Here is a 26,438-nt window from a genome sequence, read left to right on the forward strand (position 1 = left end):
GCGATCCACATGCTGATGGGAATCCAGCGCGACACCCGCGCCGAGCACACCAAGCTCTTCGTCTCCGGGATCGCCTTCACGGTGACCCTCGCCCTGCTGATCGCCCTCTGCGTGGCGATCTACCAGAAGGCGTTCGTGCAGTTCACCACGGTCAGCGTGCAGGCCGACCGGGCCGGCCTGCAGCTGCCGCGCTACGGGGACGTACGCATGCACGGCGTCATCGTCGGGCAGGTCCGCGAGATCCGCCAGGACGGCAAGCTGGCCGTCATCGAGCTCGGTCTGGAGCCGGAGCAGGCCGAGCAGATCCCCGCCAACGTCAGCGTCGCGATCAAGCCGACGACGCTGTTCGGGCAGAAGTACGTCGAGTTCATCGACCCCGAGGGGGAGCGGACCGGCGCGCTGAGCGACGGCACCGTCATCACCGCCGACCGGGTCCGCACCAGCGTCGAGCTCGACGTGATCCTGGCCCGGCTCTTCCCGCTGCTGAAGTCCATCCGGCCCCAGGACCTCAACAGCACCCTGCACGCCCTCGCCACCGCGCTCTCCGGCAACGGGGAGAAGCTCGGCGAGACGATGGTCCAGCTCAACGACTACCTCGAGAAGATGAACGTCCACCTCCCCACCCTCGAACGCGACCTCGAGGACATGGCCGACGTCGCGGAGACCTACTCCATGGCCGCCCCCGACCTCGTCAAGGTCCTCGAGAACACCACGACCACCGCCAACACCGTGACCGAGCAGCGAGCCCGTCTCGGCGGCCTGCTCACCTCGGTCACCGGGGTCGCCAACTCCTCCAAGGACCTGCTCGCCGAGAACGAGAAGGCGATCAGGTACGAGACCGAGCTGGCGGTCCCGCTCCTCAAGCTGCTCGCCGACTACTCCCCGGAGTACACCTGCCTGCTGCGCGGCCTCGACGACTACACCGAGCTGCTGGCGACGGTCTTCCAGCAGAACCGCGTGCGTCAGACGATGGTCCTCGACGGCACTCAGAAGCCGTCGTACGGCCGCGACGACCGCCCCGAGTGGGGCGAGATCGGTCACGGGCCCTGGTGCGCCGGGCTGCCGAACCCGAAGGTGCCGGCCGAGCCGAACGAGCTGGAGAACGGCACCGAGGACGTGCCGTGGGCACCCGGGAACGGGGGTCTGCAGTGAACAAGCGCGATCTGAAGACCACGGTGGCCGGGACCAAGCTGGTCATCTTCACCGTCCTGTCGATCATCGTCACCGGCACCCTGGCCTCGATCATGGGAAACCTCGGCTTCGGCGACCGGGTGCCCTACCGGGCCGAGTTCACCACCGCCTCCGGCCTGAGCGAGGGAGACGACGTACGCATCGCCGGCATCACCGTCGGAGAGGTGCTCACCGTCGAGATCGAGGGCGGGGACCACGCGATGGTCACCTTCCGGATCGACGAGACGGTGCCGCTGACGACCGCCAGCGGTGCCCAGGTCCGCTACCTGAACCTCGTCGGCGACCGCTATCTGGCGCTGACCCAGGACGCCGGCTCGCAGGAGCCCGGGGAGGACGCGGCGCCGTTGCGCAAGGGCCAGACGATCGCGATGGCCAACACCACCCCGGCGCTCGACCTGACCGAGCTCTTCAACGGCTTCCAGCCGCTGTTCCAGGCGCTGCAGCCCAAGGACGTCAACAAGCTCTCGCTCAACCTGATCCGTGTGCTGCAGGGGGAGGGCGGCACGGTCGCAAGCCTCCTCTCGGAGACGGCGGAGCTGACCAGTGCCCTGGCCGAACGCGACCAGCTGATCGGGGACGTGATCACCAACCTGTCCAAGACGCTCAACACGGTCAACGAGCACCACACCGAGCTGGCCGAGCTGATCCAGCAGCTCAGCGGCTGGATGAAGGACCTGGCGCGGGACAAGGAGGCGATCGGGGACTCGATCTCCTCGATCGGCGACCTCACCGACGAGCTGGCCGGGCTGCTCACCGACGTACGGCCGTTCCTCAAGGAGGACATCAAGCAGCTCAAGCGCGTGGTGGACATCCTCAACAAGCCGGGCAACCAGAAGCTGCTCGACAAGACGCTCGAGCGGCTCCCGGAGACCCTGGAGTCGCAGGCACGGATCGGCAGCTACGGCTCTTGGTACAACTACTACCTCTGCGACCTCGACTTCTCGATCAAGCTGCCCTCGCTCGGTGAGCTGCTCGACAACTCGCCCGCCGTCAAGGCGATCCAGAAGCAGCTCGACAACGTGGCCTTCTACAGCCGGGCAGAGAGGTGCAAGCTATGAGCCGACACTCAGACACCAAGCTCACGCGCACCGGCGTGATCACGATCGTCGCACTCGCGCTGGCCCTCACCGCGGCGTTCAACCTGCGCAAGCTGCCGTGGCTCGCCGGCACGACCTATCAGGCCGAGTTCTCCGACGCCAGCGGCCTGCACGTGGGCAGCCGGGTGGAGGTCGCCGGCATCCGGGTCGGCCGGGTCAGCGACATCGAGATCGAGGGAGCCAAGGTGGTCGTCTCGTTCTCGGTCGAGGGCACCGAGATCGGCCACCGCAGCGAGGCGTCGGTCGGCGTGCTCAACCTGCTGGGGGAGAAGTACCTCGACATCACCCCGCAGGGCGGCCGGAACCTCGACGCCGGATCGACGATCCCGCTGGCCCGCACCAGCGCAGGCAGCGACATCGTCGGCACCTTCGGTGATCTCGCCGAGACGACCGAGGCGATCGACACCCAGCAGCTGGCCAAGGCGCTGACGACGATGTCGGGCACCCTCGAACAGGCCGGGCCCGAGGTGCAGGGTGCCTTCCAGGGCATCGCCGCGCTGTCCCAGACGATCGCCGCCCGCGGCGACGAGCTGGAGTCTCTCCTGCAGGACGCGGAGAAGGTCGTCCAGCTCGTCAACGAGCGCAAGCAGGACATCGTCAGCGTGATGAAGAACGGCGACCAGGTCTTCGCCGAGCTCATCTCGCGCCGCGAGGCCATCCACCAGCTCCTGGTCAACGCCACCGCCCTGGCCGAGCAGCTGCAGGCCCTGGTGAAGGAGAACGAGAAGCAGATCGGTCCCGCGCTGGACGCGCTCAACCAGGCGCTGAAGTTCCTCAACGCCCGCGACGAGGACCTGACCAAGACCATCCAGAACTACGGGCCGTACGCGTCGATCCTGATCAACATCATCGGCACCGGGCCCTGGTTCGACGCCTACCTCGCCAACCTCACCGGGATCGTGAGCGGGGAGTTCGTGCCCGGACGACGACCAGGGATCGTGGAATGACAAAGAACTTCTGGGGCCGAAAGTGGGCCGCGCTGCCGATCGCGCTGGTGCTGATGTGCGGGCTGCTGCTGATCTCCGAGGTGGCCTCGCCCGACACCAAGACGCTGACCGCGAGCTTCCCGCAGGCGGTGAGCGTCTACGAGGGCTCCGACGTGGTCATCATGGGCGTCAAGGTCGGCAAGGTCGTCTCGCTGGAGACGAAGGGCGACCACGTGGACGCGGTGATCGAGTACCAGAGCGACTACAAGCTGCCCGAGGACGTCAAGGCCGCGATCGTGACCCCGACACTCGTCGCCGACCGGTTCATCCAGCTGACCCCCGCCTATACCGGCGGGCCCGCGATGGCAGACGGCGGCGAGATCCCGATCGAGCGCACCGCGGTGCCGGTCGAGCTCGACCGGATCTATGCCAGCCTCTCCGAGCTGGCCACCTCGCTGGGACCCAACGGGGCCAACAAGAACGGCGCGCTCAGCGACGTCCTGCGTGAGGGCGCGGACGCGCTGGAGGGCAACGGCAAGATCGGCAACCAGGCGATCGCCGACATGTCCGAGGCGGCCCAGGTGCTCGGCGGCAACTCCGAGCAGCTCTTCAGCACGCTCACCCAGCTCTCCGAGGTCACCACGACGCTGGCGCGCAACGACGAGACGACCGAGCAGTTCCTGACCAGCCTCTCGACCGTCTCCACCCAGCTGGCCGGTGAGAGCGACGAGCTCGACCAGGCGCTGGCGGCGATCGCGCAGGCGGTGAAGGTGACGAAGTCGTTCGTGGAGAACAACTCCGACGCTCTGGTCGGCGACGTCAAGGAGCTCAACAAGACGCTCAACATCCTGGCCAAGGAGGAGGAGACCCTCGGCACCGTCATCGACCTGGCGCCGCTGGGGATCGGCAACCTGGCCGAGTCCTTCGACCCCGCCTCCGGATCGGTCGGCTTCCGGCTGCAGGTGGGGCCGATCGGCTCGGACCTGTCCAACATCCTGTGCATGGTCGTCGAGAACGACAAGATCCCCGGAGCCAAGGAGATCTGCGCGCTGTTCAAGGCGCTGCTGCCCACCGGCTCCACCGCTCCGCTGGGCGAGGCGCTCACGGATGCCGCGGCGCCCACCGACCGCGACACGGCGACCGGGCTGCCGTTCGGGGCTCCGAACGAGACCAAGGCCAAGCAGCCGGAGGTGAAGCCCGAGGTGGTCTCCGAGGGCGGCATCACCGAGCTCAGCGGGTCGCTGCAGGACCTGATGTCGGGAGGCAAGAGATGAGATCTCGGATCCGGACGTTCGTCGCCGTGCTCGGCGTCATCGCCGTGGCGAGCGGGTGCGGCGTACAGGCCTATGACCTGCCGCTCCCCGGCAAGGAGGTCGGTGAGGGCGACGGCTACGTCGTCACCGCCGAGTTCAACGACGTCGTCGACATCGTGCCGCGCACGAAGGTGATGGCCAACGACGTCCCGGTCGGCCAGGTCGACAAGGTGGAGCGGGAGGGCTGGCATGCGAAGGTCACCATGACCGTCCGCAAGAACATCGAGCTTCCGGCCGACGCGCTGGCCAACGTACGCCAGACCAGCCTTCTCGGGGAGAAGTACATCGCCCTGGTGGTTCCCGAGGGTTCCACCGTCGCCAAGGCCGGAAAGCTCGGCGACGGCGCCACCATCGGGCTCGAGCGCACCAACCGCAACCCCGAGGTCGAGGAGGTGCTCGGCGCGCTCTCCTTCCTGCTGGCGGGTGGTGGTGTCGGCCAGCTGAAGACGATCAGCGACGAGCTCAACACCATGATGGACGGGCGCACCGATGACATGCGCTCGCTGCTGGGCAACCTGGAGACGACGGTGGCCTCGCTCAACCAGCAGAAGGGCTCGATCATCAAGGCGATGGAGCAGGTCGACCGGCTGACCCGCACCCTCAACAGGGAGTCCAAGTCGATCGAGGCCGCCATCGACTCCTTCGGTCCGGCGCTCGAGGTGCTCCGCCAGCAGCACGCGGACATGCTGAAGATGATGAAGGCGCTCGACCGGCTCGGTGTGGTCGCGACCCGCGTGATCAACCAGAGCGGCGCCAACCTGACCACGGCGCTGGAGGAGCTGGCGCCGACGCTGCGCGAGCTGGCCGACGCCGGCGACTCGCTGCCGCGCGGACTGATGATGGCGGCCAGCTTCCCGTTCCCGGAGAACGCCGCCGGCCTGGCGATGGGCGACTACTCCAACGCCCTGTTCCACATGGACCTCGACCTCGGCAAGCTGGTCGGCAGCCTCACCAACGGCGAGTCCAGCGGCATCGTGCCGCAGGTGTTCCAGATCTGCCTGTCCTACTCCAAGGGCTGCCGGGCGATCCAGCCGCTGGCCAAGGCGCTGTGCGACCTGACCAACCTGCAGCTGGTCTGCTCGGTGGTCGGCAAGGAGGACACGAAGGCGAAGCCGGGGGAGAAGACGCCCAAGCTGCCCGACATCTCCGACCTGCTGCCCAAGAGCTCGACCTCGACCTCGACCAAGACGCCAGGACTCAACGGCCTGGTTCCCGAGATCACCGAAGGGCTCTCGACGCCCTCGGCGACCGAGACACCCACAGCCGAGCCGACGACCGGTGGCCTGACCGGTCTCCTCGAGGGACTCCTGGGAGGGGGCACCAAATGACGCGGAGCGTACGCACCAAGCTGGTCATCTTCCTTGTCCTCGCCGCGGTCGGGATCTTCTACGTCTCGGCCGCCTACCTCGGCATCGTCGACCGCGTGCTCGGCCGGCACGTGAACGTCTCGGTCGACCTGCCGGCCTCCGGTGGCCTCTACGAGGGCAGCGAGGTCAACTACCGCGGCATCGGCATCGGCCGGGTGGCCACCATGAAGGTCACCGAGGAGGGCGTCCGCGCCGAGCTGGAGCTCGACCCCGGCACCGAGGTGCCGAGGAACGCCAAGATCGAGGTCCACAACCTCTCGGCGGTGGGGGAGCAGTACATCAACTTCATCCCCGACTCGGCCGCCGGCCCCTACCTCGCCGAGGGCGATGTGGTGAGCGCCGGGCCCGAGTCGATGCCCGGCACCACCGATCAGCTGCTCACCGAGCTGGACAGCTTCACCACCTCGATCGACGGCGAGGACCTGAGCACCGTCGTGGCCGAGCTCGGCACGCTGTTCCGCGGCAACGCCGAGAACCTGCGTACGCTGCTCGACTCGGGTGCCACGCTGGTCGATGAGGCCTCCGCGCACCAGAAGGAGACCGTGCGCCTCCTCGAGACCAGCCAGACCGTCCTCCAGACGCAGAAGGACCACAGCGGTGACATCCGCGAGTTCGCGGACGGGCTCGAGGAGGTCACCGCGACCTTGGACAAGCGTGACCCGGAGCTGCGCGAGATCCTGCAGGGCGGCGAGGCGACGGCGGTCCAGGTGCAGTCGCTGGTCGACGGCCTGCAGCCGCTCCTACCCGTGTTCCTGGCCAACCTCACCACCGTCAACGAGGTGCTCACCGCCCGGCTCCCCGCGATCGAGCAGACTCTGGTGACCTTCCCGCAGGTCGTGGCGACGGGGTGGACCGGCTCACCCGGTGACGGCTACGGTCACCTCTCGATGGGCTTCGTCTACACCACACCGCCGTGCCAGGAGGGCTATAAGCCCCCTGACCAGTGGATCCCCGGCACCGTGATGGAGGACCAGCCGCTCTACCCGGCCAAGTGCACCGACAAGCGCGCGCAGCCCGACTACGAGGGCGACAACCCGATCATGCAGCGGGGTGTCAACATGGTGCCGAAGCCCGAGGGCGTCGAGAAGTACGTGACGAGCTACGACCCCAAGACCGGCCGCACCAAGCTCCCCGATGGAAAGACGGTCACGATGTCCGCCCCGACCGATGACGGAGGCCTGGTCTCCGCCCTGTCCGACGACTCCTGGCGATCGATGATCCTGGGAGAGGAGTGAGTCCCGTGCCTGAACCTGCCGAGCTGGCCCACAATCGCCTCGACGTCAAGATGTCCGTCGCCAGACTGGGGCGGGTCAACACCGTCCTCGCGGCGGTGGTGGTGATCCTGGTGGTGCTCGCGGCGGCGGTCTTCATCGGTGGCGCCCGGGTGCTGCCGTGGACGACGCCCGCCGAGGCTGCGGCCGCCGACTACGACGAGGTGAAGTCCGTCGCCGAGGACGGGGTGATCGCCTTCCTCGACGTCGACTATCGGGACATGGACCCGCGGATCCAGGCGGTCAAGGAGATCTCGACCGGCACCTTCGGCAAGGAGTACACAGCCATCGCCGAGCAGATCCGGCAGGCCGCGATCCCCGCCCAGACCGTCTCGAAGGGCAAGGTCAAGCAGGTCGGCATCCGCGCGATCGGTTCGAAGAAGGCGGTCGTGCTGGTCGCCGTGGACTCGGTCGTGACCAGCAGCCAGACAGCTGAGCTGAAGAAGAGCGACACCTGCCCCTACGACGGAGCGAAGTGCTCGAAGTACCGGTTCAAGGTGTCGCTGGACAAGACGAAGGACGGATGGCGCATGTCCGACCTGGCAGGAGTCAACTGATGACGGGCGTACGAGCGAACGGATCGGTCTCCGCCGGCCAGAAGGAGTGCCCCTTCTGCGCGGAGACGATCAAGGCAGCCGCGATCAAGTGCCGTTACTGCGGCTCCGACCTGCTGCCTCCGACCGACGAGCCAGAGACCCCGGACGTACGCGGCGGGGACGATGAGCCGGAGGAGAGCGAGGACTCCGCGGCCGCACCCGATGACGCGGAGACCGAGGCAGAGTCTCAAGCTGAGGATGAGGGTGAGGGTTCACCCGAGGCGCGTGGAGGCTTCGCCGAGCGGTGGCTGGGTGATGGCAGCCGGAAGCTGACAGCCGTTCTCGGCGTACTCGTCCTGGTGGCCGGCGGCGCGCTGTGGCTGGCTGTCGATCAGGCGTCGAAGGATGACGTGGCGCCGGGCGGTGAGCTGACCGCGGCCGGTTCCCGGGCGGCGATCATGGAGCACTCGGTCGGGCTGACGCAGACGGTGATGTCCTACCAGGCCGCGAGCGCGGAGAAGGACATCGCGGCGGCGAAGAAGCTGATGACGCCGGCGATGCAGAAGGACTACGAGAAGACGCTCCCCGGCGAGGACAAGCGCAAGGAGCAGGCAGACCTGGGCATCAAGGTCGACGCCGAGGTGGCGCCGCTCTCCGAAGACGGCGCCAAGGCGGCCGAGGAGGGCAAGGCCTGTGTCGACGAGGACTGTGCCGCCTCGATCATCTCGGCCACCGAGGACACCGCGTCGGTGCTGCTCTTCGTCAACCAGAGCGCGACCGCGCCGAAGACGAAGAACACCGTGGTCAGCCCGACCTGGGAGGTACTGACGCTGGTGAAGGACGACGGTGGCTGGCTGATCTCCGAGATGAAGGCTGCTTCCTAGATCTCATCAGGCAGTCCCTTCAAGGGTCCGTCTCGTCTTGTTATGGTAGAACAGGTTCTAGTTTCATCGCTCGAGGAGGGCACATGGCCGGCTCCCGCCAGTCCGTACAGCTGACCGAGGCCGAGATCGAGGACTTCCTCGGCTCGCAGATGAAGGTGCAGGTCGCGACCGTGGGCGCAGACGGGGCTCCGCACCTGACCACGCTGTTCTATGTGCTCGACGAGGGCAGGATCGCGTTCTGGACCTACGGGTCCTCGCAGAAGGTCCGCAACCTGCGACGTGACCCGCGGGTCACCTGCCTGGTCGAGGACGGTGAGGACTACTTCGAGCTGCGCGGGGTGAGCATCACCGGCAAGGCGCGTCTCGTCGAGGACTACGAGGAGATCAAGGCTCTCGGGTCGCAGGTGATGGCCCGGATGGCCGGCGGTGCCGATCTGGGCGACCTGGGCGAGGACCTGGTCTCGAAGCAGGCCCACAAGCGCGTCGGCATCGTCATCGAGCCCGACAAGGTCGCAAGCTGGGACCACCGCAAGCTGGGTGCCCTGCCCGGCCAAGGATGAAGAGTTCAAGGAGACGGACATGGCAAAGGTGATCGCGGACTTCGACCTGTGCGAGTCCAACGGGATGTGCGAGGCGTTCGCGCCCGACGTGTTCGAGATCGATGACGACGACTACCTGCAGATCGCGGACCCGGCGGTGACCGACGAGAACCGCGACCGCGTCGAGCAGGCCGTGGCCGGCTGTCCCAAGGCGGCCCTGAGGATCGAGGAGTAGCGGCACGTGAGCGTCGATCTGAGTGGGAAGGTCGCGATCGTCACCGGATCCGGTGCCGGTCTGGGGCGGGCGGAAGCAGTCGCGCTGGCCCGGGCGGGCGCCCGGGTGGTGCTCAACGACCTGCCGGGCGCGGCCGAGGAGGCCGCCGAGGAGATCCGCGGGTTCGGCGGCGAGGCGGTGATAGCGGCGGGCGACGTGAGCGACCGCGCGACCGCGGACGCGATGATGGCCGCGGCCGTCGACGGGTTCGGTGGCCTCGACATCGTGGTCAACAACGCGGGCATCACCCGCGACAAGATGCTCTTCAACATGTCCGACGAGGAGTTCGACCTCGTCGTACGTGTGCACCTGCGCGGCCACTTCCTGCTGACTCGCAACGCCTCGGCCCACTGGCGGTCGGTCGCCAAGTCGTCCGGCGCGCCGGTCGACGCCGCGGTGGTGAACACCTCCTCGGAGGCGTTCCTGTCCGGCCCGCCGGGACAGGCCAACTACGGCGCCGCGAAGGCCGGGATCACGGCGCTGACGATGTCGACCGCACGCTCGATGGGCCGCTCCGGCGTACGTGCCAACGCCATCTGCCCGCGGGCGGCGACGGCGATGACCGAGGGCGTGCTCTCGGGTGACTCCTACGGTGCCGAGCACGTGGCGCCGCTGGTCACCTATCTCGCCTCCCCGGCCGCTGCCGCGATCACCGGGCAGGTGTTCGTCGTCTACGGCGGGATGATCGCCGTCCTGGCGCCGCCCACGGTGGCCGAGCGGTTCGACAACGCCGCCTGGGATCTGGACTCGCTCGACAAGCAGGTCGGCGGCTGGTTCGCCGACCGTGACCCCGAGGCCGGGTTCTCGGCCGACTCGATCATGCAGCTGAAGCTGAAGGACCAAGAGGAGCAGTGATGGCACGTCTCGACGGCAAAATCGCGATCGTCACCGGTGGCGCACAGGGTCAGGGAGCCGCCATCGCGCGCGGCTTCGTCGCCGAGGGTGCGAAGGTGGTGATCGCCGACGTGGCCGACGAGCCGGGCAAGCTGCTCGCCGACTCCCTGGGCGAGTCGGCACTCTTCGTGCACCACGACGTCAGCTCGGAGGAGTCCTGGACGGCATTGGTGGCCGCGACGGCCGCGACGTACGGTCCGGTCAACGTCCTCGCCAACAACGCCGGCATCCTGCGCTTCGGTGAGATCCTCACCCAGCCGGTCGAGGAGTTCGAGCTGCTGTGGCGGGTCAACACGCTCGGCTGCTTCCTCGGGATGCGCTCGGTGATCTCCACGATGAAGGAGAACGGCGGCGGCTCGATCATCAACGCCTCCTCGATCGAGGGTCTGGCCGGGATGGCGTTCGTGGCCGGCTACACCTCCACCAAGTTCGCCATCCGCGGCATGACCAAGGCCGCCGCCCTCGAGCTCGGCCCCAGCGGCATCCGGGTCAACTCCGTCCATCCGGGCATGATCGACACGTCCATGACTCGCGGCGTCGGCGCCGATGACGCCGCGATGGAGTTCGGCGCGTCCAAGGTCGCCCTCAAGCGCGTCGGCCACCCCGAGGACATCGCCCCGCTCTACGTCTACCTGGCCTCGGACGAGTCGAGCTTCGTCACCGGTGCCGAGATCGCCATCGACGGCGGTGCCACCGCCACCCACGCCTTCGGCGGCTGATCCACCCCTGGCCGAGGCGTCACCCGCGTCGGCCGAGGCGCCACTCCAGTCGGCCGAGACGTCACCTACGTCGGCCGAGTGGGCACCGCGGTGCCCACTCGGCCGACGGGAGTGACGTCTCGGCGTGGTGAGTCGGCCCCACGAGAGACCGGTCTCCGGCATACTGCCGCAGGAAGGTTTCAGTCAGCGGGGACGAACCGAAGGCGATCAGAACTTGTCTCGATGGCGCAGCGCGATCGCCACCTTTGCGGTGCTCAGCGTCTTCGCGTTCCTCTACAGCCTGGCCCTGGCGATCCCCGTCCACGTCGGCGACGTCTCGGCTCTGTGGAGCTCGCGTGGCCACGTCTGGTTCGGAGACGTGCTGGGCCGGATGGTCGAAGGGTTCAGGTTTCTGTGGGGCTCGGCGGTGATGGTCGAGGGGTATCCCGTCGCGCCCGCCTCCGGGTGGCCGACGGTGGTGTTCGTCGCCCTGCTCGCCGGACTGGTCTACGCCAGCCTGCGGACCGGCTCCGAGGGCGCCTTCGCCGTCGCCGGCCGGGTGCTGTGCGCGAGCGTGCTCGCGGGCGGACTGACGAACCTCTTCGTCGTCGTCCAGACGGTCCGGGGGATCCGCGGCGGGCTGGAGTCGTTGCCGACGGTCATCTGGGCGCTGCCCGGTGACGGGATCTGGCTCGGTCTGGTGGTGGGAGTCTTCGGGGGCTATGTGGCGTACGCGGCCTCGGCGTTCGCGGCGCTCGCAGCGATCGCCCTGCGCGGTGATGGCGGAACCGGTGATTCCGTCCGAGCGGCGGAGGCGCCCAAGACAGCGCTCAAGACATCGGCCGGGCGGGCGCGGGCGGCGCGGATCGCCACGTGGGGCGCGTTGCCGACACTCGTGCTGGCGCTCGTCGGCGGGTTCGTCTGGGACTACGGCCCGGACGCCGACCCGTACGGGGCGGAGATCAGCCCGCGCCAGGCCTGGGTTCGCCTGGTCTGGTTCGCCCACGCCAGCCTGTCGGCCCCGAACGACCCATACGCGCTCGGCGGCAGCTTCGAGACGTCGGTCTGGCTGCCGCGTGCGGTGACCTCTGCCGTTCTGGTGATGCTGGTGTGGCTGGCGATCTACCTGGTCGTGGCGCGCTGGCCACCCGAGGGTGGTCCGGGTGCGCTCGGCATCGTCGTGCAGTGCTGGGGCCTGGTGGCGGTGCTCGCCGCCACTGTCGGACTGCTCGAGGGTGCGTTCGTGCAGCAGCCGGAGTTCGCTGGCTTGGCGCACTACTGGGCCCTCGAGACCGCCGCCGACGGGGTGCGGTTCGCTGCCTGCTTCGGGTGGCTGACCGGCGTCGCAGTGCTCCTCGCCCACCGACTCTCGAGAGGAGCGCAGACCGATGTCGAAGCAGTCGAAGCGGCCGAAACAGTCGAAGCGGTCGAAGCAGAGGTCGGCTAAGGCCGCCGCTCCGCGGGAGGACGGGCAGGCGCGGCTGACCTCGCTGGCGAAGAAGCCCGTCACGTGGGTCGTGGGCGTGATCCTGGTCGCGCTGGGTGCGACCTTCAGCTCCGGCCTGCAGAGCATGTTCGCCGGCCTCATGCCCGACGGCTGGAGCGAGCCGGGCAGCGGCATCAAGGTGGTTGACGTACGCCGTAAGCCGCTGAGTGGACCGGTGCTGATCCCGCAGGCGGAGTCGGCGAAGTTCAGTGACCAGGCCGATGCCCGGGAGAAGGTCAACGATCCCGAATGGGAGGCGCAGCACGAGTGGTACGCCGCCGGCCGGATCACCTGGGAGGTGACCATCGTCGGGCGACACAGCGACCCGGTCGTGATCACCGACCTGCGCCCCGAGCGGACCGGGCCGTGCACGGAACGGCTCGAGGACGGCGTACTCGTCGACGACGTCCCCCAGGGCGAGAGCAAGAAGATCGCGCTGAAGACTGCCATCGACGCGAAGGTGCCGCAGCTGACCTCGGTCGCTGACGGCTCGGCGTACTTCGACGACGGGACCATCACGCTCGCCAAGGGCGAGACGGTGGTGATCTCGATCCAGGCGACGAGTGCCGGACCGACCTGTGAATGGGTGCTCGAGGCCGACTACGTCGACCACGGTGAGCGCGAGTCGATGACGATCGAAGGGCCTGGCGACCGCCCGTTCGCCATCACCGGCTTCATCGAGGACCGAGGCTACGACCTCACCTGGGGCTTCGGCTGCAACGACCGCGCGGTCTCCGCCGAGGAGGCCACCTCGGGCGACCTGCCGCCTAAGTGCTGATCGTTCAGCGCAGCAGGAGGCGTACGGCGACGTCGATCGACTTCTCGACGTCCTTCTCGTCCATGCGGCCGGTGACCCAGGAGATGAGGGCAGAGAGCCATACGTCGGAGATGATCCGGATGATGGCGGCCTCCTCCTCGGTGACCTCGCCGTGGTCGGGGGTGCCGTGCATGGCGCGGGCGATGACGGTGGTCAGGCTGGTGCCGACCTCGTGGATCTCGCCGGTCACCGACTGGTCGGCGAACATGAAGGCGCGCACCAGGGCCTCGGTGAGCTTGGGCTGCTTCTGCAGGGCGCGGGTGCGGCGGTTGAGGACGTACATGATCCGCTCGTGGGCGGTCTCGCCCGGCGTCGCGCGGATGGCGGAGCGGTCGACGTCCTTGGTGAACTCGCGCGCCAGCGCGGAGACCAGCAGGTGGATCTTCGAGGGGAAGTAGCGGTAGAGGGTGCCGAGGGCAACCTCTGCCTGCTCGGCGACGGCGCGCATCTGCACGGCGTCGAACCCACCCTCGGCCGCGAGCGAGATCGTGGCGTCGAGGATGCGCCGGCGGCGCTCGCGCTGCGCCGCGGACCCACCGGTGGGTGCACTGGTCTGCGCGCCGGTCGATGCGGCGTCGTCGGTGTTGCGTGGCTCCGTGCTGACGGACGTCACTGGTGTCCCCCCTAGGACTATGACCGGATCTCGGTCTGTGGGTCTCAGGCTAACCGCATCGGCGCCCAAGAGTGAAACACGTTCCTTCGTGAGTCTAGACTTGTAACACGTTCTACATCAGGCTCTATTCCGGACGAAGGCCCCGGAGACAGTAGGAGGTCCCTGTGCCGATCGGCATCACCGACGAACACCAAGCCCTCAGCGAGAGCCTGCGCGACTGGGCGAAGGGCTTGGGCGGCATCGAGCTCGCGCGGGTCGCCGAGGGCGCCGCCTCTGCTGGTTTCGACGACGTGTGGCGCGGCGTGCGGGAGTACGGAGTCGCAGGCATCGCGGCTCCCGAGCCGAACGGTGGCGGCGGCACGCTGCTGGATGCGGCCGTCGCTCTCGAGGCCTGCGCCCACGAGCTGCTCCCGGGCCCGCTGCTGGGTAGCGCGGTCGCCGCCTCGCACGCGGGAGCCGCCGGGCTCGACGACATCGTCGATGCAGTCGTCGCCGGCGGCTGCGGGATCGCGCTCGACCCGGTCCTCGAGCTCGGAGATCGTCTCGCAGGCACCGTTCCGGTCGTCTACGACGGCGGGGGAGCGGCCCACCTGCTGCTCGGCGCTCGTGGTGCCGACGGCGAGGAGCGCTGGTTCTTCGTGGCTGCGGAGCAGGTGGACGTACGTCCCCAGGTCGGGCCTGATCTGACCAGGCGGGTGGCCGAGGTGCGAGTCGACATCGATGCCGGCGAGGCGGTCGAGGTCCCCGGCCTGCGGAGCGAGGCGGTGCGGCGTAGGGCCCTCACGCTCGCTGCGGCAGAGGCCTCCGGTATCGCGCAGTGGTGCTTGACGACGGCGGTGGAGTACGCGAAGGTGCGCGAGCAGTTCGGCGCGCCGATCGGGTCGTTCCAGGCGATCAAGCACCTGTGCGCGCAGATGCTGGAGACGGCCGAAGCCGTGGCCGCGACCGCTTGGGACGCGGCCGCCTCGGCCGAGACCGCGCTGTCCGAGCCGGGTGACACCAGCCAGTGGGACTTCGCGGCCGAGGTCGCCGGCGTCACCGCGCTCGACGGCGCGGTGCGGGCGGCGCAGGACTGCATCCAGGTCCTCGGCGGGATCGGCTTCACCTTCGAGCACGACGCTCACCTGTACCTGCGCCGCGCGGTAGCCCTGCGCAGCCTCCTCGGTGGCGGGGACGCCCACGCGGTCGCGCTGGCCGGGCACGCCGTCGCCGGGATCCGTCGCTCGGTCCGCGTCGACCTCGACGGCAAGGACGAGGAGGTGCGCCCCCGGGTGCGCGAGGCCGTCGCGGCGATCGCAGCCCTCCCCGAGGCCTCCCGCCGTGACGCGCTCGTCGACGCGGCCTACCTCGCGCCGCACTGGCCCGCTCCGTACGGCCTCGGCGCCGGCCCCGTCGAGCAGCTCGTCATCGAAGAGGAGCTCGCCGCTGCCGGAGTCGCCCGTCCTGACATCAAGATCGCCGGATGGGCCGTGCCGACCATCCTCGAGCACGGCACGGACGCCCAGCGAGCGCGGTTCGTCGAGCCTTCGCTGCGTGGCGAGATCACCTGGTGCCAGCTCTTCAGCGAGCCCGGCGCGGGCTCCGACCTGGCCTCGCTGGCGACTCGCGCCGAGCGTGTCGACCCTTCGACAAGCTCAGGACACCGCGGCGGCTGGAGGCTGACTGGTCAGAAGGTGTGGACCTCGCTCGCGGCCGATGCCGACTGGGCGATCTGCCTGGCGCGTACGAACCCCGACGTCCCCAAGCACAAGGGCATCAGCTACTTCCTGGTCGACATGGGCAGCGAGGGGATCGACGTCCGCCCGCTGCGCGAGCTGACCGGTGACGCGCTCTTCAACGAGGTCTTCCTCGACGGGGTCTTCGTGCCCGACGAGCTCGTCGTCGGCGACGTCGACGGCGGCTGGCGGCTGGCGCGCACGACGCTGGCCAACGAGCGGGTCGCGATGGCCTCGACCAACCTCGGTGGCAGCGTCGAGCGCGCGGTGGCGCTGGCAGTGGACCGAGGCGAGGCCGAGCTGGCAAGGATCGGCCACGCCGTCGCGCTCTCCTCGGTGTGCGCGCTGCTCGGTGTCCGCTCCACGCTCAAGGCGCTCGCCGGCCACGGGCCCGGGGCGGAGTCGTCGGTGGCCAAGCTCCTGACGGTGCGCAACCGCCAGGACGCCTCCGAGCTCGTCGTCGACCTCCTCGGCCCGCTCGCGCTCACCGACGACCCCCAGGTGCGCGAGGATCTGCACCAGTCCCAGCTGACTCGTTGTCTCTCCATTGCCGGCGGCACCACCCAGGTGCTCCGCAACGTGGCCGCCGAGCACCTGCTCGGCCTCCCGCGCTGAACCGCTGAACCGCCGTCAGCCGAGTCGGGCGCCGGCGCGTTCGCGATGCCACAGCAGCCAGCGCTCGACCGCCGCCACGGCGTGGTGGGCCCGGATGCCGCCGAAGACGTCGAAGGCGTGCTGGGCGCCCGGCATCTCGACGTACGTCACCGTCGCCTTGGAAACCTCGCGCAGCCGAGCGACGAAGGAGAGGGCCTGGCGCTTGGAGACCAGCGTGTCGAGCGCTCCGTGGAGCACGAAGAAGTCGGGGGCGTCCTCGGTGATGTGGTTGATCGGTGAGGCCTGGCGGAAGTCCTCGATGGTGGCGCCCTCGGGCATGATCTTCTGGGTCCACAGTCCATCGCGCACCCGGGCGGTGTAGCGGTCCCCGTCCTCGCCGGCCACGTCGTAGACCCCGTAGAACGGTACGCAGGCGGCGACCCGTGTGTCCGCGTCCTCGAACCCGGGCTGGAACGGCGCGAAACCAGGCGTGAGCGCTGCGAGCGCGGCCAGGTGACCGCCCGCCGAGCCGCCCGTCGCGACGACGTAGTCGGGGTCGCCGCCGTAGTCGGCGATGTGCTCGTGCACCCACGCCAGGGCGCGTTTCACGTCGACGATCTGTGCCGGCCAGCGGTGCTTGGGTGCGAGCCGGTAGTTGATCGTCACGCAGACCCAGCCGTTGGCTGCGGCCATCCGGTTCATCAGCAGCTGTCCCTGCTGCTCCTTGGAGCCCAAGGTCCAGGCGCCGCCATGCACGTGGAATAGCACGGGCGCCGTGATGACCTCGACACCGGCCGGGCGGTAGATGTCGAGCCTGGCGCGGCTGCTGTCGCTGTCGGCGTACGCGACGTCATGGATCACCTCGACCGCCGGGTTCTTCATCCGGAACGGCCGGGCGAGCTGGGCGAGGTCGAGCGGCGTCCGCTCGCCCGGGGGCGCTCCGAGGGTCTCGGTGAGCGCCTCCTCGAGAAGGCTGCGTGCGGACCCGGCGCGGTAGGTGTTGAGTGCGAAGCCGGCGGCGGCAGCACCCGCGAGCGCGAGCCCGAGCGGCGAGACCTTGCGTCGGACGGCCGAGACGGCGGTGTCCGTGATGCCGAGCGCCAGCAGCTGCGGAGCCAGGTCGCCGGCGAGCCAGCCGGCGGCGAAGGAACCGATCGCGCCGCGCGGCCCGGTCCGGTCGACGGGCGGCCACAGGGCGTTGGCTGCGAGGGCGGCGAGGGCGGCCTGGCGGGCGGTGTGTGCACGAGGAAGTCGGGCCATGATGCGAGGTTAGTGGGCCACCGGGAGTCACACTGCTGACATGCAAACTAGAACACGTTACAGTTTGGCCCATGGGAGACGAGACACTCGATGCGGTACGCAGTGTGGTGGCCGAGGTGCTCGCCCGCGACTCCGACCGCGGCGACTGGTCGGCCTGGGCGAGTGCCGGGCTGACCGCGCTGCCGGTGCCGGAGACGTACGGCGGAGAGGGCTTCGGGCTCGGCGAGATCGCGGTGCTGCTGCGCGAGGCCGGACGCCAGGCGGTGCGCGTGCCGGTATGGGAGACCCTGGCTGTCGGCGCCCTCACCCTGGCCGGTCACGGCACCCCCGAGCAGCAGCACAGGATCCTGCCCGGCGTCGCCTCCGGTCAGACGCTGCTCACCCCGGCCTGGCTCGAGCGCGGGCGGCCCGAAGTGCCGACCACCACCTTCCGAGACGGCACGGTCTCGGGACGCAAGACCGCGGTGACCTACGCCGCGGACGCCTCGCTCCTTCTGGTCACCGCGACGGTGGGGGAGCGGCAGGTCGTGGTGCTCGTCGACCCGTCCGCCGAGGGCGTGACCCTGCTCCCGGCGAGCACGTCCAGCACCGTCCCGCAGCACACCCTCGTGCTCGAGAACGCCCCGGCCGAGGTGCTCGACGAGGGCGCCTACGAGGCTCTGATCGGGCTGGCGACCGCAGGCCTGGCGGTGACCTGTGCCGGGGTGCTGGCCGGAGCGCGCGACCTGACCGCGGCGTACGTCTCCGGGCGGCGGCAGTTCGGCCGAGCGCTGGCCGAGTTCCAGGCCGTCGCGCTGCAGATGGCCGACGTCTACGTCGCCTCCCGCACGCTCGACCTCGCCGCCGACAACGCGGTCGCCGCCGTGACCAGCGGACATTCCTCCGCGACGGACCTGAGGGTGGCCGCCTACTGGGCCAGCCAGGTGGCGCCGTCCGCCTTCCGCACCTGCCACCACCTCCACGGCGGCATGGGTGTGGACGTGACCTACCCGCTGCTCGCGTTCACCACCTGGGGCACCGACATCGCTCACCTGCTCGACACGCCGGCCGCGGCCGTCCCGGTCGAGACCGACGAGGCCAAGAACCTCGAGCTGACCGCGGCGCAGCGTTCGCTGAAAGCCGAGGTCAGAGCCTACTTCGCGGATCTCTCGCACCAGGACGAGCCGGGCGACCCCGGCCCCGAGGGGTCCTGGGACCGGCACGGCCCGACCTACCAGAAGCTCATCAAGCAGCTGGGCGACGACGGCTGGATGGGCGTCGGCTGGCCCAGGGAGTACGGCGGCCACGGCCTCGGCGAGGTCGAGCAGACGATCTTCGCGAACGAGGCCCAGTACGCCGACGTGCACCTGCCGGCGGTGACCCTGCAGACGGTCGGCCCGACCCTGATCCGCTACGGCACGTCGAAGCAGAAGGAGATGTTCCTCAACCGGATCCTCGCCGGGGAGGTGCACTTCGCGATCGGCTACTCCGAGGCCGAGGCCGGCACAGACCTGGCCTCGCTCCGTACGACGGCCAGGCTGGACGGCGATCACTACGTCGTCAACGGCCAGAAGCTCTGGACCACCGGCGGCCACGCGGCCGACTACATCTGGCTGGCCGTACGCACCGACCCTGACGCGCCCAAGCACAAGGGCATCTCGATCCTCATCGTCGACACCACCGACGCGGGCTTCTCCTGGACCCCGATCATCACCGCCGACGGCTCCCACCACGTCAACGCGACGTACTTCAACGACGTCCGTGTCCCTGCCGACATGCTGGTGGGGGAGGAGAACAGGGGCTGGAAGCTGATCACAACCCAGCTCAACCACGAGCGGGTCATGCTCGGACCCGCCGGACGGATCGAGGGTTTGCGCGACCGCGTCCTGCGCTGGGCCACCGCTCAGGGGGTCACCGACAGCCCGGACGTACGCGCGCTCATCGGGAAGACCACCGCCGTCTTCCGGGTCAACGAGCTCCTCAACTGGGCGGTCGCCAAGGCCGGCCAGGCCGGCGAGATCGAGGTCGCGGACGCGTCCGCGTCGAAGGTCTTCGCCGCCGATCAGGTCCAGCACCTGCTCGCCGACCTGATCGCGCTGGTGCACCGTCACGGTGACCCTGGAGATCCGGTCACGAAGAGCCTGCTCGACTATCTCGACGCCCAAGCGAAGCGGAACCTCGTGCTCACCTTCGGCGGCGGTGTCCAGGAGGTCCAGCGCGAGCTGATCGCGATGTTCGGTCTCGGGATGCCGAGGGTGCCGCGATGAGCACGGAAGCGAGGCAGACCCTGGTGGACGAGGCCGTCCACGAGAAGATCATGGCCGCCGCCGACGAGATCAAGGCCTGGGGAGAGGCCGCCGCGCGCGACGCCCGCGACCTGGTCAACCAGCCCACCATCAACAACTGGCTCGAGGCGATGGGCCTGGACTCCGATCGGTTTCGCCAGGGCGAGGCGCCACCCTCGATGGCGCAGGTCTGGACGATGTACGGACAAGGCGGGCGGCACCCCGACCGTGATCCGCTCCACGCGATGATGAACGTGCTCAGCGATGCCGGCTTCAACGGCGTCCTCGGCACCAACTCCGAGCAGAGCTACGACCGCTACCTCCGCGTCGGCGAGCAGGTCCGGGTCACCACGGCGCTCGACTCGGTCGTCGGTCCGAAGAGCACCGGCATGGGCGTCGGCTACTTCGTGACCTCCAAGAGCACCTGGTACGTCGGCGAGGAGCGAGTCGCGACCATGCTGTTCCGCGTCCTCAAGTTCATCCCCAAGGGAGGTGCCTCATGAGCGGCCCCGTGCGACCCGTGATCGGCCGGGACAACGCGTACTTCTTCGAAGGCACCGCCAAGCAAGAGCTCCGCATCCAGAGCTGCAACGCCTGCGGCACCCTGCGGCACCCGCCGGGTCCGGCATGCCTGAGCTGCGAGGCGTACGACCGCGGTCACGTCGTCGCCCGAGGCGAGGGCACCGTCTACTCGTTCACCGTGATCCACGCCCCGAAGCTTCCCGGCAAGGAGCTCCCGCTGGTGGTTGCCCTGCTGGATCTGCCCGAGGGCGTACGCATGGTGGCCGAGGTGACCGACGTGCCGCCGGAGGGTGAGAACGCCCTGAAGATCGGCGAGGGCCTGGTCGTCGACTGGAACGTCATCGACGAGGAGCTGACGCTCCCGATCTGGAGGAGGAAACCGTGATGAAGGCTGGCGACGAGATCCCGGTCTGGGTGCTCCCGATCACCCCGACGCTGGTCGTCTCGACGGCGATCGCGACGCGCGACTTCCAAGACGTGCACCACGATCGCGACCGGGCCCAGGCGGCCGGATCGAAGGACATCTTCATGAACATCCTGACCTCGACGGCGCTGTGCGAGCGCTACGTCACCGACTGGGCGGGGACCGACGTGCAGATCAAGGGCATCTCGATCCGCCTGGGTGCGCCGGCCTACCCCTACGACACGCTGTCCTTCTCCGGTGAGGTCATCGAGGTGGCCGACGGCGAGGCCACGATCAAAGTGACCGGCGAGGTATCCGTGGGGGCGCACGTGACCGGAACCGTGAGGGTCGCCGCATGATGGCCGACGGCGGGGTAGTCCGGGAGCGAACTGCCCAAATACTCGCCGGTAATAGGCAGTTCGCTACCGGACTACCCCGACCGCGACCTCTGGAGAGCGCATGACGACCCTCAGTAACAAGGCCGCGATCGTCGGCATCGGCGCCACCGAGTTCTCCAAGGACTCCGGACGCTCCGAGCTCCAGCTCTCCGTCGAGGCGACCCGAGCGGCCCTGAAGGACGCCGGTCTGACGCCGGGAGACGTCGACGGGCTGACCACGTTCACCATGGACAGCAGCTCCGAGATCGCGCTGGCCCGCGAGCTCGGCCTCGGCTCCTTACGGTTCTTCTCCCGGATCAACTACGGCGGTGGTGCGGCCTGCGCGACGATCCAGCAGGCCGCCATGGCGGTCGCGACCGGGGTCGCGGACGTCGTCGTCGCCTACCGCGGCTTCAACGAGCGCTCCGGTCAGCGCTTCGGCCAGGTGCAGCCGTGGGCCGCCCAGCAGGTCAACACCAACGGCATCGACAACGCCTGGACCTACCCGCTCGGGCTCTCGACCCCCGCGGCGACGGTCGCCATGCAGGCGCGCCGCTACATGCACGACTACGGCGTGACCAGCGCGGACTTCGGTGCGGTGGCCGTCGCCGACCGCCGCCATGCCGCGACCAACCCTGCCGCGTTCTTCTACCAGAAGCCGATCACGCTCGAGGACCACCAGGCCTCCCGGATGATCGCCGACCCGCTGCACCTGCTCGACTGCTGCCAGGAGTCAGACGGTGCCGTCGCGATCGTCGTCACCAACCCGGAGCGGGCCCGCGACCTGCCCAATCCGCCGGTCCACATCGCCGCGGCCGCCCAGGGCAGCGCCCCCGACCAGTACGTGATGACCTCCTACTACCGCGACGAGATCGGCATCCCGGAGATGGGCGTGGTCGCCAAGGATCTGTGGCGCCAGTCCGGCCTCACCCCGGCCGACATCGACACCGCCGTCCTCTACGACCACTTCACCCCCTACGTACTCATGCAGCTCGAGGAGCTCGGCTTCTGCGGCAGGGGAGAGGCGAAGGACTTCGTACGCGACGGGGCCATCGAGCTCGGCGGCCGGCTGCCCGTCAACACCCATGGCGGCCAGCTCGGCGAGGCCTACCTGCACGGCATGAACGGGATCGCCGAAGGCGTACGCCAGGTTCGCGGCACCTCGGTGAACCAGGTCCCCGGCGCCGCCCATGTGCTCGTCACCGCCGGCACCGGCGTACCGACGAGCGGGCTGGTGCTCAAACGTTGATCGGGGCAGCGGTCGGAAGCCGGCTCGATATGGGCGATCGCGCGGCGTACCCGGCCCTGACCCCGACTTGCTCATTCCAAGCCGGCGTTGAGGAATTTCGCAAGCCGCTCCATGCCGTCGGCCAACGCATCGTCGGCGAGGGCGTAGGAGAACCGTGCGTACCCAGGGGCCCCAAACGCTTCACCCGGAACGAAGGCAACCTTGGCGTTGTCGAGCACCATCTCGGCTAGCTGCAGAGTCGACGTGATGGGCGTGCCGTAAAGCCGTTGGCCGATCAGGCGTCGGAACGAGGGGAAGATGTAGAAGGCCCCGCTGGGCAGTTGGCACTCGACCCCCGGCATCTGGGACAGGAAACGGTAGATGGCTTGGCGGCGCTGGTCGAAGGCACGATGCATTCGGCAGAACTCCTCGAGGTCGCCGGAGACAGCTGCGTTTGCTGCTCTTTGTGCCACGTGAGACACATGTGAGGTTACATGTGATTGGTAGTGCTCGAACTGTGAAGCAAGTGCGCTCGGGGCGAGCAGCCACCCGACGCGCCATCCCGTCATGCTGTGGGTCTTGGCGACCCCGTTGACCACGATCGTTCGCTGGGCCATCTCCGGGACTTCGACCGGGATGGAGTGGAATGTGGCGTCTCCGTAGACCAGATGTTCGTAGATTTCATCGGTGATGATCCAGATGTCGTGTTCAAGTGCCCATCGTCCGATCGTCTGGATCTGCTCTCTGGTGTAGACGGATCCTGTCGGGTTCGAGGGTGATGCGAGCACGAGGGCTTTGGTCCGAGCGGTGAAGGCAGCGTCTAGGTCATCCACCGTCAGCCGAAACCCGGTGTCCTCGCGACAGGTGACGAACCGGACGATCCCGCCGAGCATCCTCGTCGCTTCCGGGTAGGTGCTCCAGTAAGGTGTCGGAACGAGGACCTCATCGCCATTCTCGACGAGGGCGGCAAGCGCAGCGAAGACTGCCTGCTTGCCTCCATTCGTCACCAGAACCTGTTCTGGTTCGACGGGGAACCCGCTGTCGCGGAGCGTCTTCTCTGCGATGTTGGCCCGCAGTTCCGGAAGTCCCGCCGTGGGACCGTACTTCTGCATCCGCGGATCCCGGCACGCCTGGACGGCAGCCTCGACGATGTGACTAGGGGTTGGGAAGTCGGGTTCGCCTGCGCCGAAGCTGACGATATTCTGGCCGGCGGCGCGTAGCGCCTTAGCCTTGCTGTCCACGATCAGGGTGGGCGATCCCGAAACAGCATTGAACCGCTGAGATGTTGCCAATGGGATGATGCTCACTTGGGCTCCTGCTCTGCAAGGGTGCGCTCGGGCAACGTGTTGACACCTGAGGAGGTTGCGGGGCTCCTGCGTCCGACCAGTGGTGATGTTCTTGTCAGTGATAGTCCGACAACGCAGGCCAGTAGGAGCAAGATCCATCCGGTTGTGTAAGAGCCGGTGCGGTCGCTGAGGAGCCCAAGCAACGGTGGCGCGAGCACGACAGCAACCTGGTTGAAAGCCATGGCGCTACCGATTGCGAAGCCCTGTCGGCCGGGCGGCGAGACTTCGGAGAGATAGGTGACCCAAGGTCCGTACCAGCCGATCCCGAAGAAGCCGAGCAGAGCGACGATCCCACCGATCGCCCAGGGACTCTCGACAGGTAGCTTCACCAAGGCGAAGATCGCGACGGCGCAGGCGACCATGCACATACGTACGGTGGTGAAGCGGTCGGCGGCAGCGTGATCGGTCATTGCCGCGAGTGCGACCCGTCCGACGACGCCTGCAACTTGTGCGAGGACGACAAAGCCAGCTGCCTGACCAAGCGGGAGCCCGACCGTGTGGTGGAGGTGCAGCGCAGTCAGGAGAAGCACTCCGTACTGCACAGTGATGAGGACAACTCCAGCCGCAATGATGCGTCTCATCGCAGGCGAGCGCAGAACCTCCGTGCGCGAGGCTCGGTGCCTGGTGACCTCGCGAAGGCCCTCAGGCGATTGCGATTCAGGGGGCCGACGGTAGAGAGCGGCGAAGCAGATCGCGCCCAGGAGGGCGACGCCACCGCCGAACAGTAGCGTCGCCTGCCATCCGAAGTGGACGCTGATCATCGGAAGCGAGGCAGCAGCAGCTGCACCGCCGAGAGGCAGACCTGCTTGCCGGATACCCATCGCAAGGCCGCGCTGGTTGGCGGGGAACCAACCAGCGACGGCTTTGCTACCTCCAGGTTGCGCCGTGCTGTATCCGGCTCCGACCACCAGGAGCGCTAGGAGCAGCCACGGGTAGGAGGAGGTGATACTGCCGGCGAGCAACGCGATCCCGACCAAGGCTGTGCCGCAGGCGACAACCGTTCGTTCGCCCAGTCGATCGAGCAACTCGCCGGCGATGACCAGCCCGACCAGCGGAACCAGTTGCGCGGCCGACAGGAGCAGACCGAGTTCAAACGTGTTCAACGACAAGGCGAGCTGGAGGTATCCCCCGAGTGCTCCGAGGCCCTGCACGAAGAAGCAGGCCATCGCCTGGGCAAAGGTAGCCGACGCCAAGATCACCCAGCGGTAGGACCGTTCCTCAGACCCAGCAGAACCCACCGTCACGGTTGCGGAACCAGCACTCGAGCGTCCGCGAGATGCGTGAAGCGCTGGGAAGGGTCACGTTGCTCGCCAGCCACCTGCTCACGCAGCATGTCGATCCTCATGCGGCGCTCCACTACGTCGGTGTTGGTCTCAAGGTCCACCCCGTGACGCCGGATCTCATCACGCGCGATGGCAACGAGGTCCGCGTTCTCACCCTCGACCACCCTACCGGCCTCGTTGACGATGTAGGGGGTGTCTTCCATGCCAACGCGCAAGATGTCCACTCCGCTATCTGGTTGCGCGGCATAGGCCGCCATTCTGCGTAGGGCGCAGACTGCACGTCCTTCGGGATCGATGTCGAGGGGCAGGAAGTGTTCTTCGGCCTGCTGCGGGAGGACTGCAGCGCCGACACTGATCGTTACTCGCCTCGTGCGCGTCTCGGGGTCATCGAGGTCGTATTCCAAGCGTTTGGCCAAGTCGACGACGGCCTTGAACTCTGCGTAGGTGTGTGGAAAGGGCAAACGCGGCGAGAATCCGAAAAGGAGAGTGATATTCAGTTGACCCGAGTCACCGAGGCGGATCTGCGGATGCTCGATAGCGTAGCGAGCCATCGCGTAGCTGCGATCCAGTTGGACCCACTCGATCTCATGAAGCAAGCCCAACTGTCGCCGACGCTTGACGGCCTCGCTGTAAACGAGGAACTGTACGCGGGGGGAAGTTCTTCCATAGTCCGCACCATTCGAGGTCGAATGCGTTTGAAGCGATGCGGACTCCTCGTTATCGCTAGGCACATTCTGCTCGATGATGTCGGCGAACGCACGGCTGCTCACCATGTCGGGCGAGATGGGACCGAACTTGCGTTCGATCTCGCAGATCACCTGAAGCTCCACCGCGGCCTGGATGGTCACGAAGTGGGCGCCACCAAGGTGAAGGGGCAGCGCGCACTGGCTCACCCGCTCCCACTCGCCGAACTGGGCCACCCGCTCGCGCACTTCGGCGCCGTTGCGACTGGCGCCGAAGCTCAGGAGCATGCCCGGGCACTCGCGCTGGATGCGGCTGCTCACTGCCTGGTAGATCTCGTTATCTGTTGTCTGTTCGCGGGTCTCAGGGTTGCGGGCGTGGTAGTGGAAGTACCGGACTCCGGCTTGGTACAGGGTGACCGCTTCCTCGATGATCTCCTCGGTGGCGGCTTTGATCGATGCTCCTGTGCAGATTCGATCGAGCACGTCATCACCGGTTGCCCGGTGGTTCCACGGCGTGAACTTCGCGCCGGTCGATGCACACCCGAGAATTAGTCGACCTGACATCTATTCCTCCCGAAACAAGTTTGAGAACCATGCCACGTGTTTCCTGCGGGTGCGGCCTATCAATGAGCTGGCCACACCCCGCTCGTTTCCCCAAATAACAGTGTCAATCAGTAGCGATAGCGTCGACGGACCGGGAGCGACTGTTACGTGAATGCTACGTGTATGAGCCTGCCTGTTATCAGACTCGAATGGCTGGCAATGGTCACCCGTAATAGGTCTGAACACCCGCAGAAAAGGGAGACGTCAGTCACAATTCGAGGCGGGAGGCGCTGACGGGTACCTGCGGATATCGG

The 26,438-nt window shown here is 68.1% G+C and carries 25 protein-coding genes; 20 read left to right on the forward strand and 5 right to left on the reverse strand.

Features of this window, described 5'->3' with window-relative positions; genetic code table 11:
- Positions 1–9 precede the first annotated feature (9 nt).
- The 14 genes from H5T77_RS01110 to H5T77_RS01175 all read left to right on the forward strand — a co-directional run bounded on the left by H5T77_RS01110 (position 10) and on the right by H5T77_RS01175 (position 13,254).
- A complete protein-coding gene (locus H5T77_RS01110; RefSeq protein ID WP_292644099.1) occupies positions 10–1,152 on the forward strand; it encodes an MCE family protein in 1,143 nt (380 codons plus the stop codon).
- Positions 1,149–2,249: an MCE family protein gene (locus H5T77_RS01115; RefSeq protein WP_292644101.1), complete on the forward strand. Its 1,101-nt coding sequence runs from the start codon at positions 1,149–1,151 to the stop codon at positions 2,247–2,249. Before H5T77_RS01110 ends, H5T77_RS01115 begins: the two co-directional genes overlap by 4 nt.
- Positions 2,246–3,235, forward strand: a complete 990-nt coding sequence (locus tag H5T77_RS01120; protein ID WP_292644103.1) for an MCE family protein — start codon at positions 2,246–2,248, stop codon at positions 3,233–3,235. Before H5T77_RS01115 ends, H5T77_RS01120 begins: the two co-directional genes overlap by 4 nt.
- Entirely contained in the window at positions 3,232–4,488 is a 1,257-nt protein-coding gene (locus H5T77_RS01125; RefSeq protein WP_292644105.1) for an MCE family protein, read from the forward strand. Before H5T77_RS01120 ends, H5T77_RS01125 begins: the two co-directional genes overlap by 4 nt.
- Positions 4,485–5,855: an MCE family protein gene (locus tag H5T77_RS01130; RefSeq protein WP_292644107.1), complete on the forward strand. Its 1,371-nt coding sequence runs from the start codon at positions 4,485–4,487 to the stop codon at positions 5,853–5,855. The genes H5T77_RS01125 and H5T77_RS01130 overlap by 4 nt, the downstream gene beginning before the upstream one ends.
- Positions 5,852–7,129: an MCE family protein gene (locus H5T77_RS01135; RefSeq protein ID WP_292644109.1), complete on the forward strand. Its 1,278-nt coding sequence runs from the start codon at positions 5,852–5,854 to the stop codon at positions 7,127–7,129. The genes H5T77_RS01130 and H5T77_RS01135 overlap by 4 nt, the downstream gene beginning before the upstream one ends.
- Before the next feature lie 5 nt (positions 7,130–7,134).
- Entirely contained in the window at positions 7,135–7,722 is a 588-nt protein-coding gene (locus H5T77_RS01140) for a hypothetical protein (protein WP_292644111.1), read from the forward strand.
- Positions 7,722–8,585 carry a hypothetical protein gene (locus H5T77_RS01145; protein ID WP_292644113.1) on the forward strand — a complete coding sequence of 288 codons (864 nt, stop codon included), beginning with the start codon at positions 7,722–7,724 and terminating at the stop codon, positions 8,583–8,585. The genes H5T77_RS01140 and H5T77_RS01145 overlap by 1 nt, the downstream gene beginning before the upstream one ends.
- Positions 8,586–8,668: 83 nt before the next feature.
- Positions 8,669–9,145 (forward strand): pyridoxamine 5'-phosphate oxidase family protein, encoded by a 477-nt coding sequence (locus H5T77_RS01150; RefSeq protein WP_292644115.1) that lies wholly within the window; start codon positions 8,669–8,671, stop codon positions 9,143–9,145.
- 19 nt (positions 9,146–9,164) lie between these two features.
- Complete coding sequence (locus tag H5T77_RS01155) at positions 9,165–9,359, forward strand: ferredoxin (RefSeq protein WP_292644117.1); 195 nt, start codon at positions 9,165–9,167, stop codon at positions 9,357–9,359.
- 6 nt (positions 9,360–9,365) lie between these two features.
- A complete protein-coding gene (locus H5T77_RS01160) occupies positions 9,366–10,253 on the forward strand; it encodes an SDR family NAD(P)-dependent oxidoreductase (protein ID WP_292644119.1) in 888 nt (295 codons plus the stop codon).
- Positions 10,253–11,011, forward strand: coding sequence for a glucose 1-dehydrogenase (locus tag H5T77_RS01165; protein ID WP_292644120.1), 759 nt, complete (start codon positions 10,253–10,255; stop codon positions 11,009–11,011). Before H5T77_RS01160 ends, H5T77_RS01165 begins: the two co-directional genes overlap by 1 nt.
- A 214-nt stretch (positions 11,012–11,225) precedes the next feature.
- Entirely contained in the window at positions 11,226–12,437 is a 1,212-nt protein-coding gene (locus tag H5T77_RS01170; RefSeq protein WP_292644122.1) for a hypothetical protein, read from the forward strand.
- Complete coding sequence (locus H5T77_RS01175) at positions 12,379–13,254, forward strand: hypothetical protein (RefSeq protein ID WP_292644124.1); 876 nt, start codon at positions 12,379–12,381, stop codon at positions 13,252–13,254. The genes H5T77_RS01170 and H5T77_RS01175 overlap by 59 nt, the downstream gene beginning before the upstream one ends.
- A 4-nt stretch (positions 13,255–13,258) precedes the next feature.
- Here H5T77_RS01175 and H5T77_RS01180 read toward each other — a convergent pair whose 3' ends face one another.
- Positions 13,259–13,906: a TetR family transcriptional regulator gene (locus H5T77_RS01180; protein ID WP_292644126.1), complete on the reverse strand. Its 648-nt coding sequence runs from the start codon at positions 13,904–13,906 to the stop codon at positions 13,259–13,261.
- A gap of 164 nt (positions 13,907–14,070) precedes the next feature.
- Between H5T77_RS01180 and H5T77_RS01185 the strand changes: the two genes are divergently transcribed.
- The gene (locus tag H5T77_RS01185) at positions 14,071–16,236 is read left to right on the forward strand and encodes an acyl-CoA dehydrogenase (protein WP_292644128.1); all 2,166 of its coding nucleotides are present in this window, start codon (positions 14,071–14,073) and stop codon (positions 16,234–16,236) included.
- A 15-nt stretch (positions 16,237–16,251) separates the two neighbouring features.
- Here the strand turns inward: H5T77_RS01185 and H5T77_RS01190 are convergent, their stop codons facing one another.
- Entirely contained in the window at positions 16,252–17,475 is a 1,224-nt protein-coding gene (locus tag H5T77_RS01190) for an alpha/beta hydrolase (protein ID WP_292644130.1), read from the reverse strand.
- Between the two features lie 71 nt (positions 17,476–17,546).
- Between H5T77_RS01190 and H5T77_RS01195 the strand changes: the two genes are divergently transcribed.
- From H5T77_RS01195 to H5T77_RS01215, 5 genes are all read left to right on the forward strand, one after another.
- The gene (locus tag H5T77_RS01195) at positions 17,547–19,721 is read left to right on the forward strand and encodes an acyl-CoA dehydrogenase (protein ID WP_292644132.1); all 2,175 of its coding nucleotides are present in this window, start codon (positions 17,547–17,549) and stop codon (positions 19,719–19,721) included.
- Complete coding sequence (locus H5T77_RS01200; RefSeq protein WP_292644134.1) at positions 19,718–20,242, forward strand: FAS1-like dehydratase domain-containing protein; 525 nt, start codon at positions 19,718–19,720, stop codon at positions 20,240–20,242. Before H5T77_RS01195 ends, H5T77_RS01200 begins: the two co-directional genes overlap by 4 nt.
- Positions 20,239–20,646 carry a Zn-ribbon domain-containing OB-fold protein gene (locus tag H5T77_RS01205; protein WP_292644136.1) on the forward strand — a complete coding sequence of 136 codons (408 nt, stop codon included), beginning with the start codon at positions 20,239–20,241 and terminating at the stop codon, positions 20,644–20,646. The genes H5T77_RS01200 and H5T77_RS01205 overlap by 4 nt, the downstream gene beginning before the upstream one ends.
- On the forward strand, positions 20,646–21,023 hold the full coding sequence (locus H5T77_RS01210) for a MaoC family dehydratase (protein ID WP_292644272.1): 378 nt from the start codon (positions 20,646–20,648) through the stop codon (positions 21,021–21,023). The genes H5T77_RS01205 and H5T77_RS01210 overlap by 1 nt, the downstream gene beginning before the upstream one ends.
- Before the next feature lie 100 nt (positions 21,024–21,123).
- Entirely contained in the window at positions 21,124–22,290 is a 1,167-nt protein-coding gene (locus H5T77_RS01215; RefSeq protein WP_292644139.1) for a lipid-transfer protein, read from the forward strand.
- 71 nt (positions 22,291–22,361) lie between these two features.
- On the opposite strand, the gene H5T77_RS01220 is transcribed toward H5T77_RS01215, so the two are convergent.
- The 3 genes from H5T77_RS01220 to H5T77_RS01230 are packed head-to-tail and all read right to left on the reverse strand — an operon-like array spanning position 22,362 to position 26,145.
- A complete protein-coding gene (locus tag H5T77_RS01220) occupies positions 22,362–23,576 on the reverse strand; it encodes a pyridoxal phosphate-dependent aminotransferase (RefSeq protein WP_292644141.1) in 1,215 nt (404 codons plus the stop codon).
- Positions 23,573–24,859 carry an MFS transporter gene (locus tag H5T77_RS01225; protein WP_366816602.1) on the reverse strand — a complete coding sequence of 429 codons (1,287 nt, stop codon included), beginning with the start codon at positions 24,857–24,859 and terminating at the stop codon, positions 23,573–23,575. The genes H5T77_RS01220 and H5T77_RS01225 overlap by 4 nt, the downstream gene beginning before the upstream one ends.
- Positions 24,856–26,145 carry a 3-keto-5-aminohexanoate cleavage protein gene (locus H5T77_RS01230; protein ID WP_292644145.1) on the reverse strand — a complete coding sequence of 430 codons (1,290 nt, stop codon included), beginning with the start codon at positions 26,143–26,145 and terminating at the stop codon, positions 24,856–24,858. The genes H5T77_RS01225 and H5T77_RS01230 overlap by 4 nt, the downstream gene beginning before the upstream one ends.
- Between the last annotated feature and the right edge of the window lie 293 nt (positions 26,146–26,438).

Source organism: Nocardioides sp. (assembly GCF_014360585.1).
Classification (GTDB): Bacteria; Actinomycetota; Actinomycetes; order Propionibacteriales; family Nocardioidaceae; genus Nocardioides.

Excerpts from the sequence above, each read along its gene's own strand:
- H5T77_RS01110 (WP_292644099.1), top strand. The coding sequence starts at position 10 with ATGCTGATGGGAATCCAGCGCGACACCCGCGCCGAGCACACCAAGCTC.
- H5T77_RS01120 (WP_292644103.1), top strand. The coding sequence starts at position 2,246 with ATGAGCCGACACTCAGACACCAAGCTCACGCGCACCGGCGTGATCACG.
- H5T77_RS01125 (WP_292644105.1), top strand. The coding sequence starts at position 3,232 with ATGACAAAGAACTTCTGGGGCCGAAAGTGGGCCGCGCTGCCGATCGCG.
- H5T77_RS01130 (WP_292644107.1), top strand. The coding sequence starts at position 4,485 with ATGAGATCTCGGATCCGGACGTTCGTCGCCGTGCTCGGCGTCATCGCC.
- H5T77_RS01135 (WP_292644109.1), top strand. The coding sequence starts at position 5,852 with ATGACGCGGAGCGTACGCACCAAGCTGGTCATCTTCCTTGTCCTCGCC.
- H5T77_RS01145 (WP_292644113.1), top strand. The coding sequence starts at position 7,722 with ATGACGGGCGTACGAGCGAACGGATCGGTCTCCGCCGGCCAGAAGGAG.
- H5T77_RS01150 (WP_292644115.1), top strand. The coding sequence starts at position 8,669 with ATGGCCGGCTCCCGCCAGTCCGTACAGCTGACCGAGGCCGAGATCGAG.
- H5T77_RS01155 (WP_292644117.1), top strand. The coding sequence starts at position 9,165 with ATGGCAAAGGTGATCGCGGACTTCGACCTGTGCGAGTCCAACGGGATG.
- H5T77_RS01165 (WP_292644120.1), top strand. The coding sequence starts at position 10,253 with ATGGCACGTCTCGACGGCAAAATCGCGATCGTCACCGGTGGCGCACAG.
- H5T77_RS01175 (WP_292644124.1), top strand. The coding sequence starts at position 12,379 with ATGTCGAAGCAGTCGAAGCGGCCGAAACAGTCGAAGCGGTCGAAGCAG.
- H5T77_RS01190 (WP_292644130.1), bottom strand. The coding sequence starts at position 17,475 with ATGGCCCGACTTCCTCGTGCACACACCGCCCGCCAGGCCGCCCTCGCC.
- H5T77_RS01195 (WP_292644132.1), top strand. The coding sequence starts at position 17,547 with ATGGGAGACGAGACACTCGATGCGGTACGCAGTGTGGTGGCCGAGGTG.
- H5T77_RS01200 (WP_292644134.1), top strand. The coding sequence starts at position 19,718 with ATGAGCACGGAAGCGAGGCAGACCCTGGTGGACGAGGCCGTCCACGAG.
- H5T77_RS01205 (WP_292644136.1), top strand. The coding sequence starts at position 20,239 with ATGAGCGGCCCCGTGCGACCCGTGATCGGCCGGGACAACGCGTACTTC.
- H5T77_RS01210 (WP_292644272.1), top strand. The coding sequence starts at position 20,646 with ATGAAGGCTGGCGACGAGATCCCGGTCTGGGTGCTCCCGATCACCCCG.
- H5T77_RS01215 (WP_292644139.1), top strand. The coding sequence starts at position 21,124 with ATGACGACCCTCAGTAACAAGGCCGCGATCGTCGGCATCGGCGCCACC.
- H5T77_RS01230 (WP_292644145.1), bottom strand. The coding sequence starts at position 26,145 with ATGTCAGGTCGACTAATTCTCGGGTGTGCATCGACCGGCGCGAAGTTC.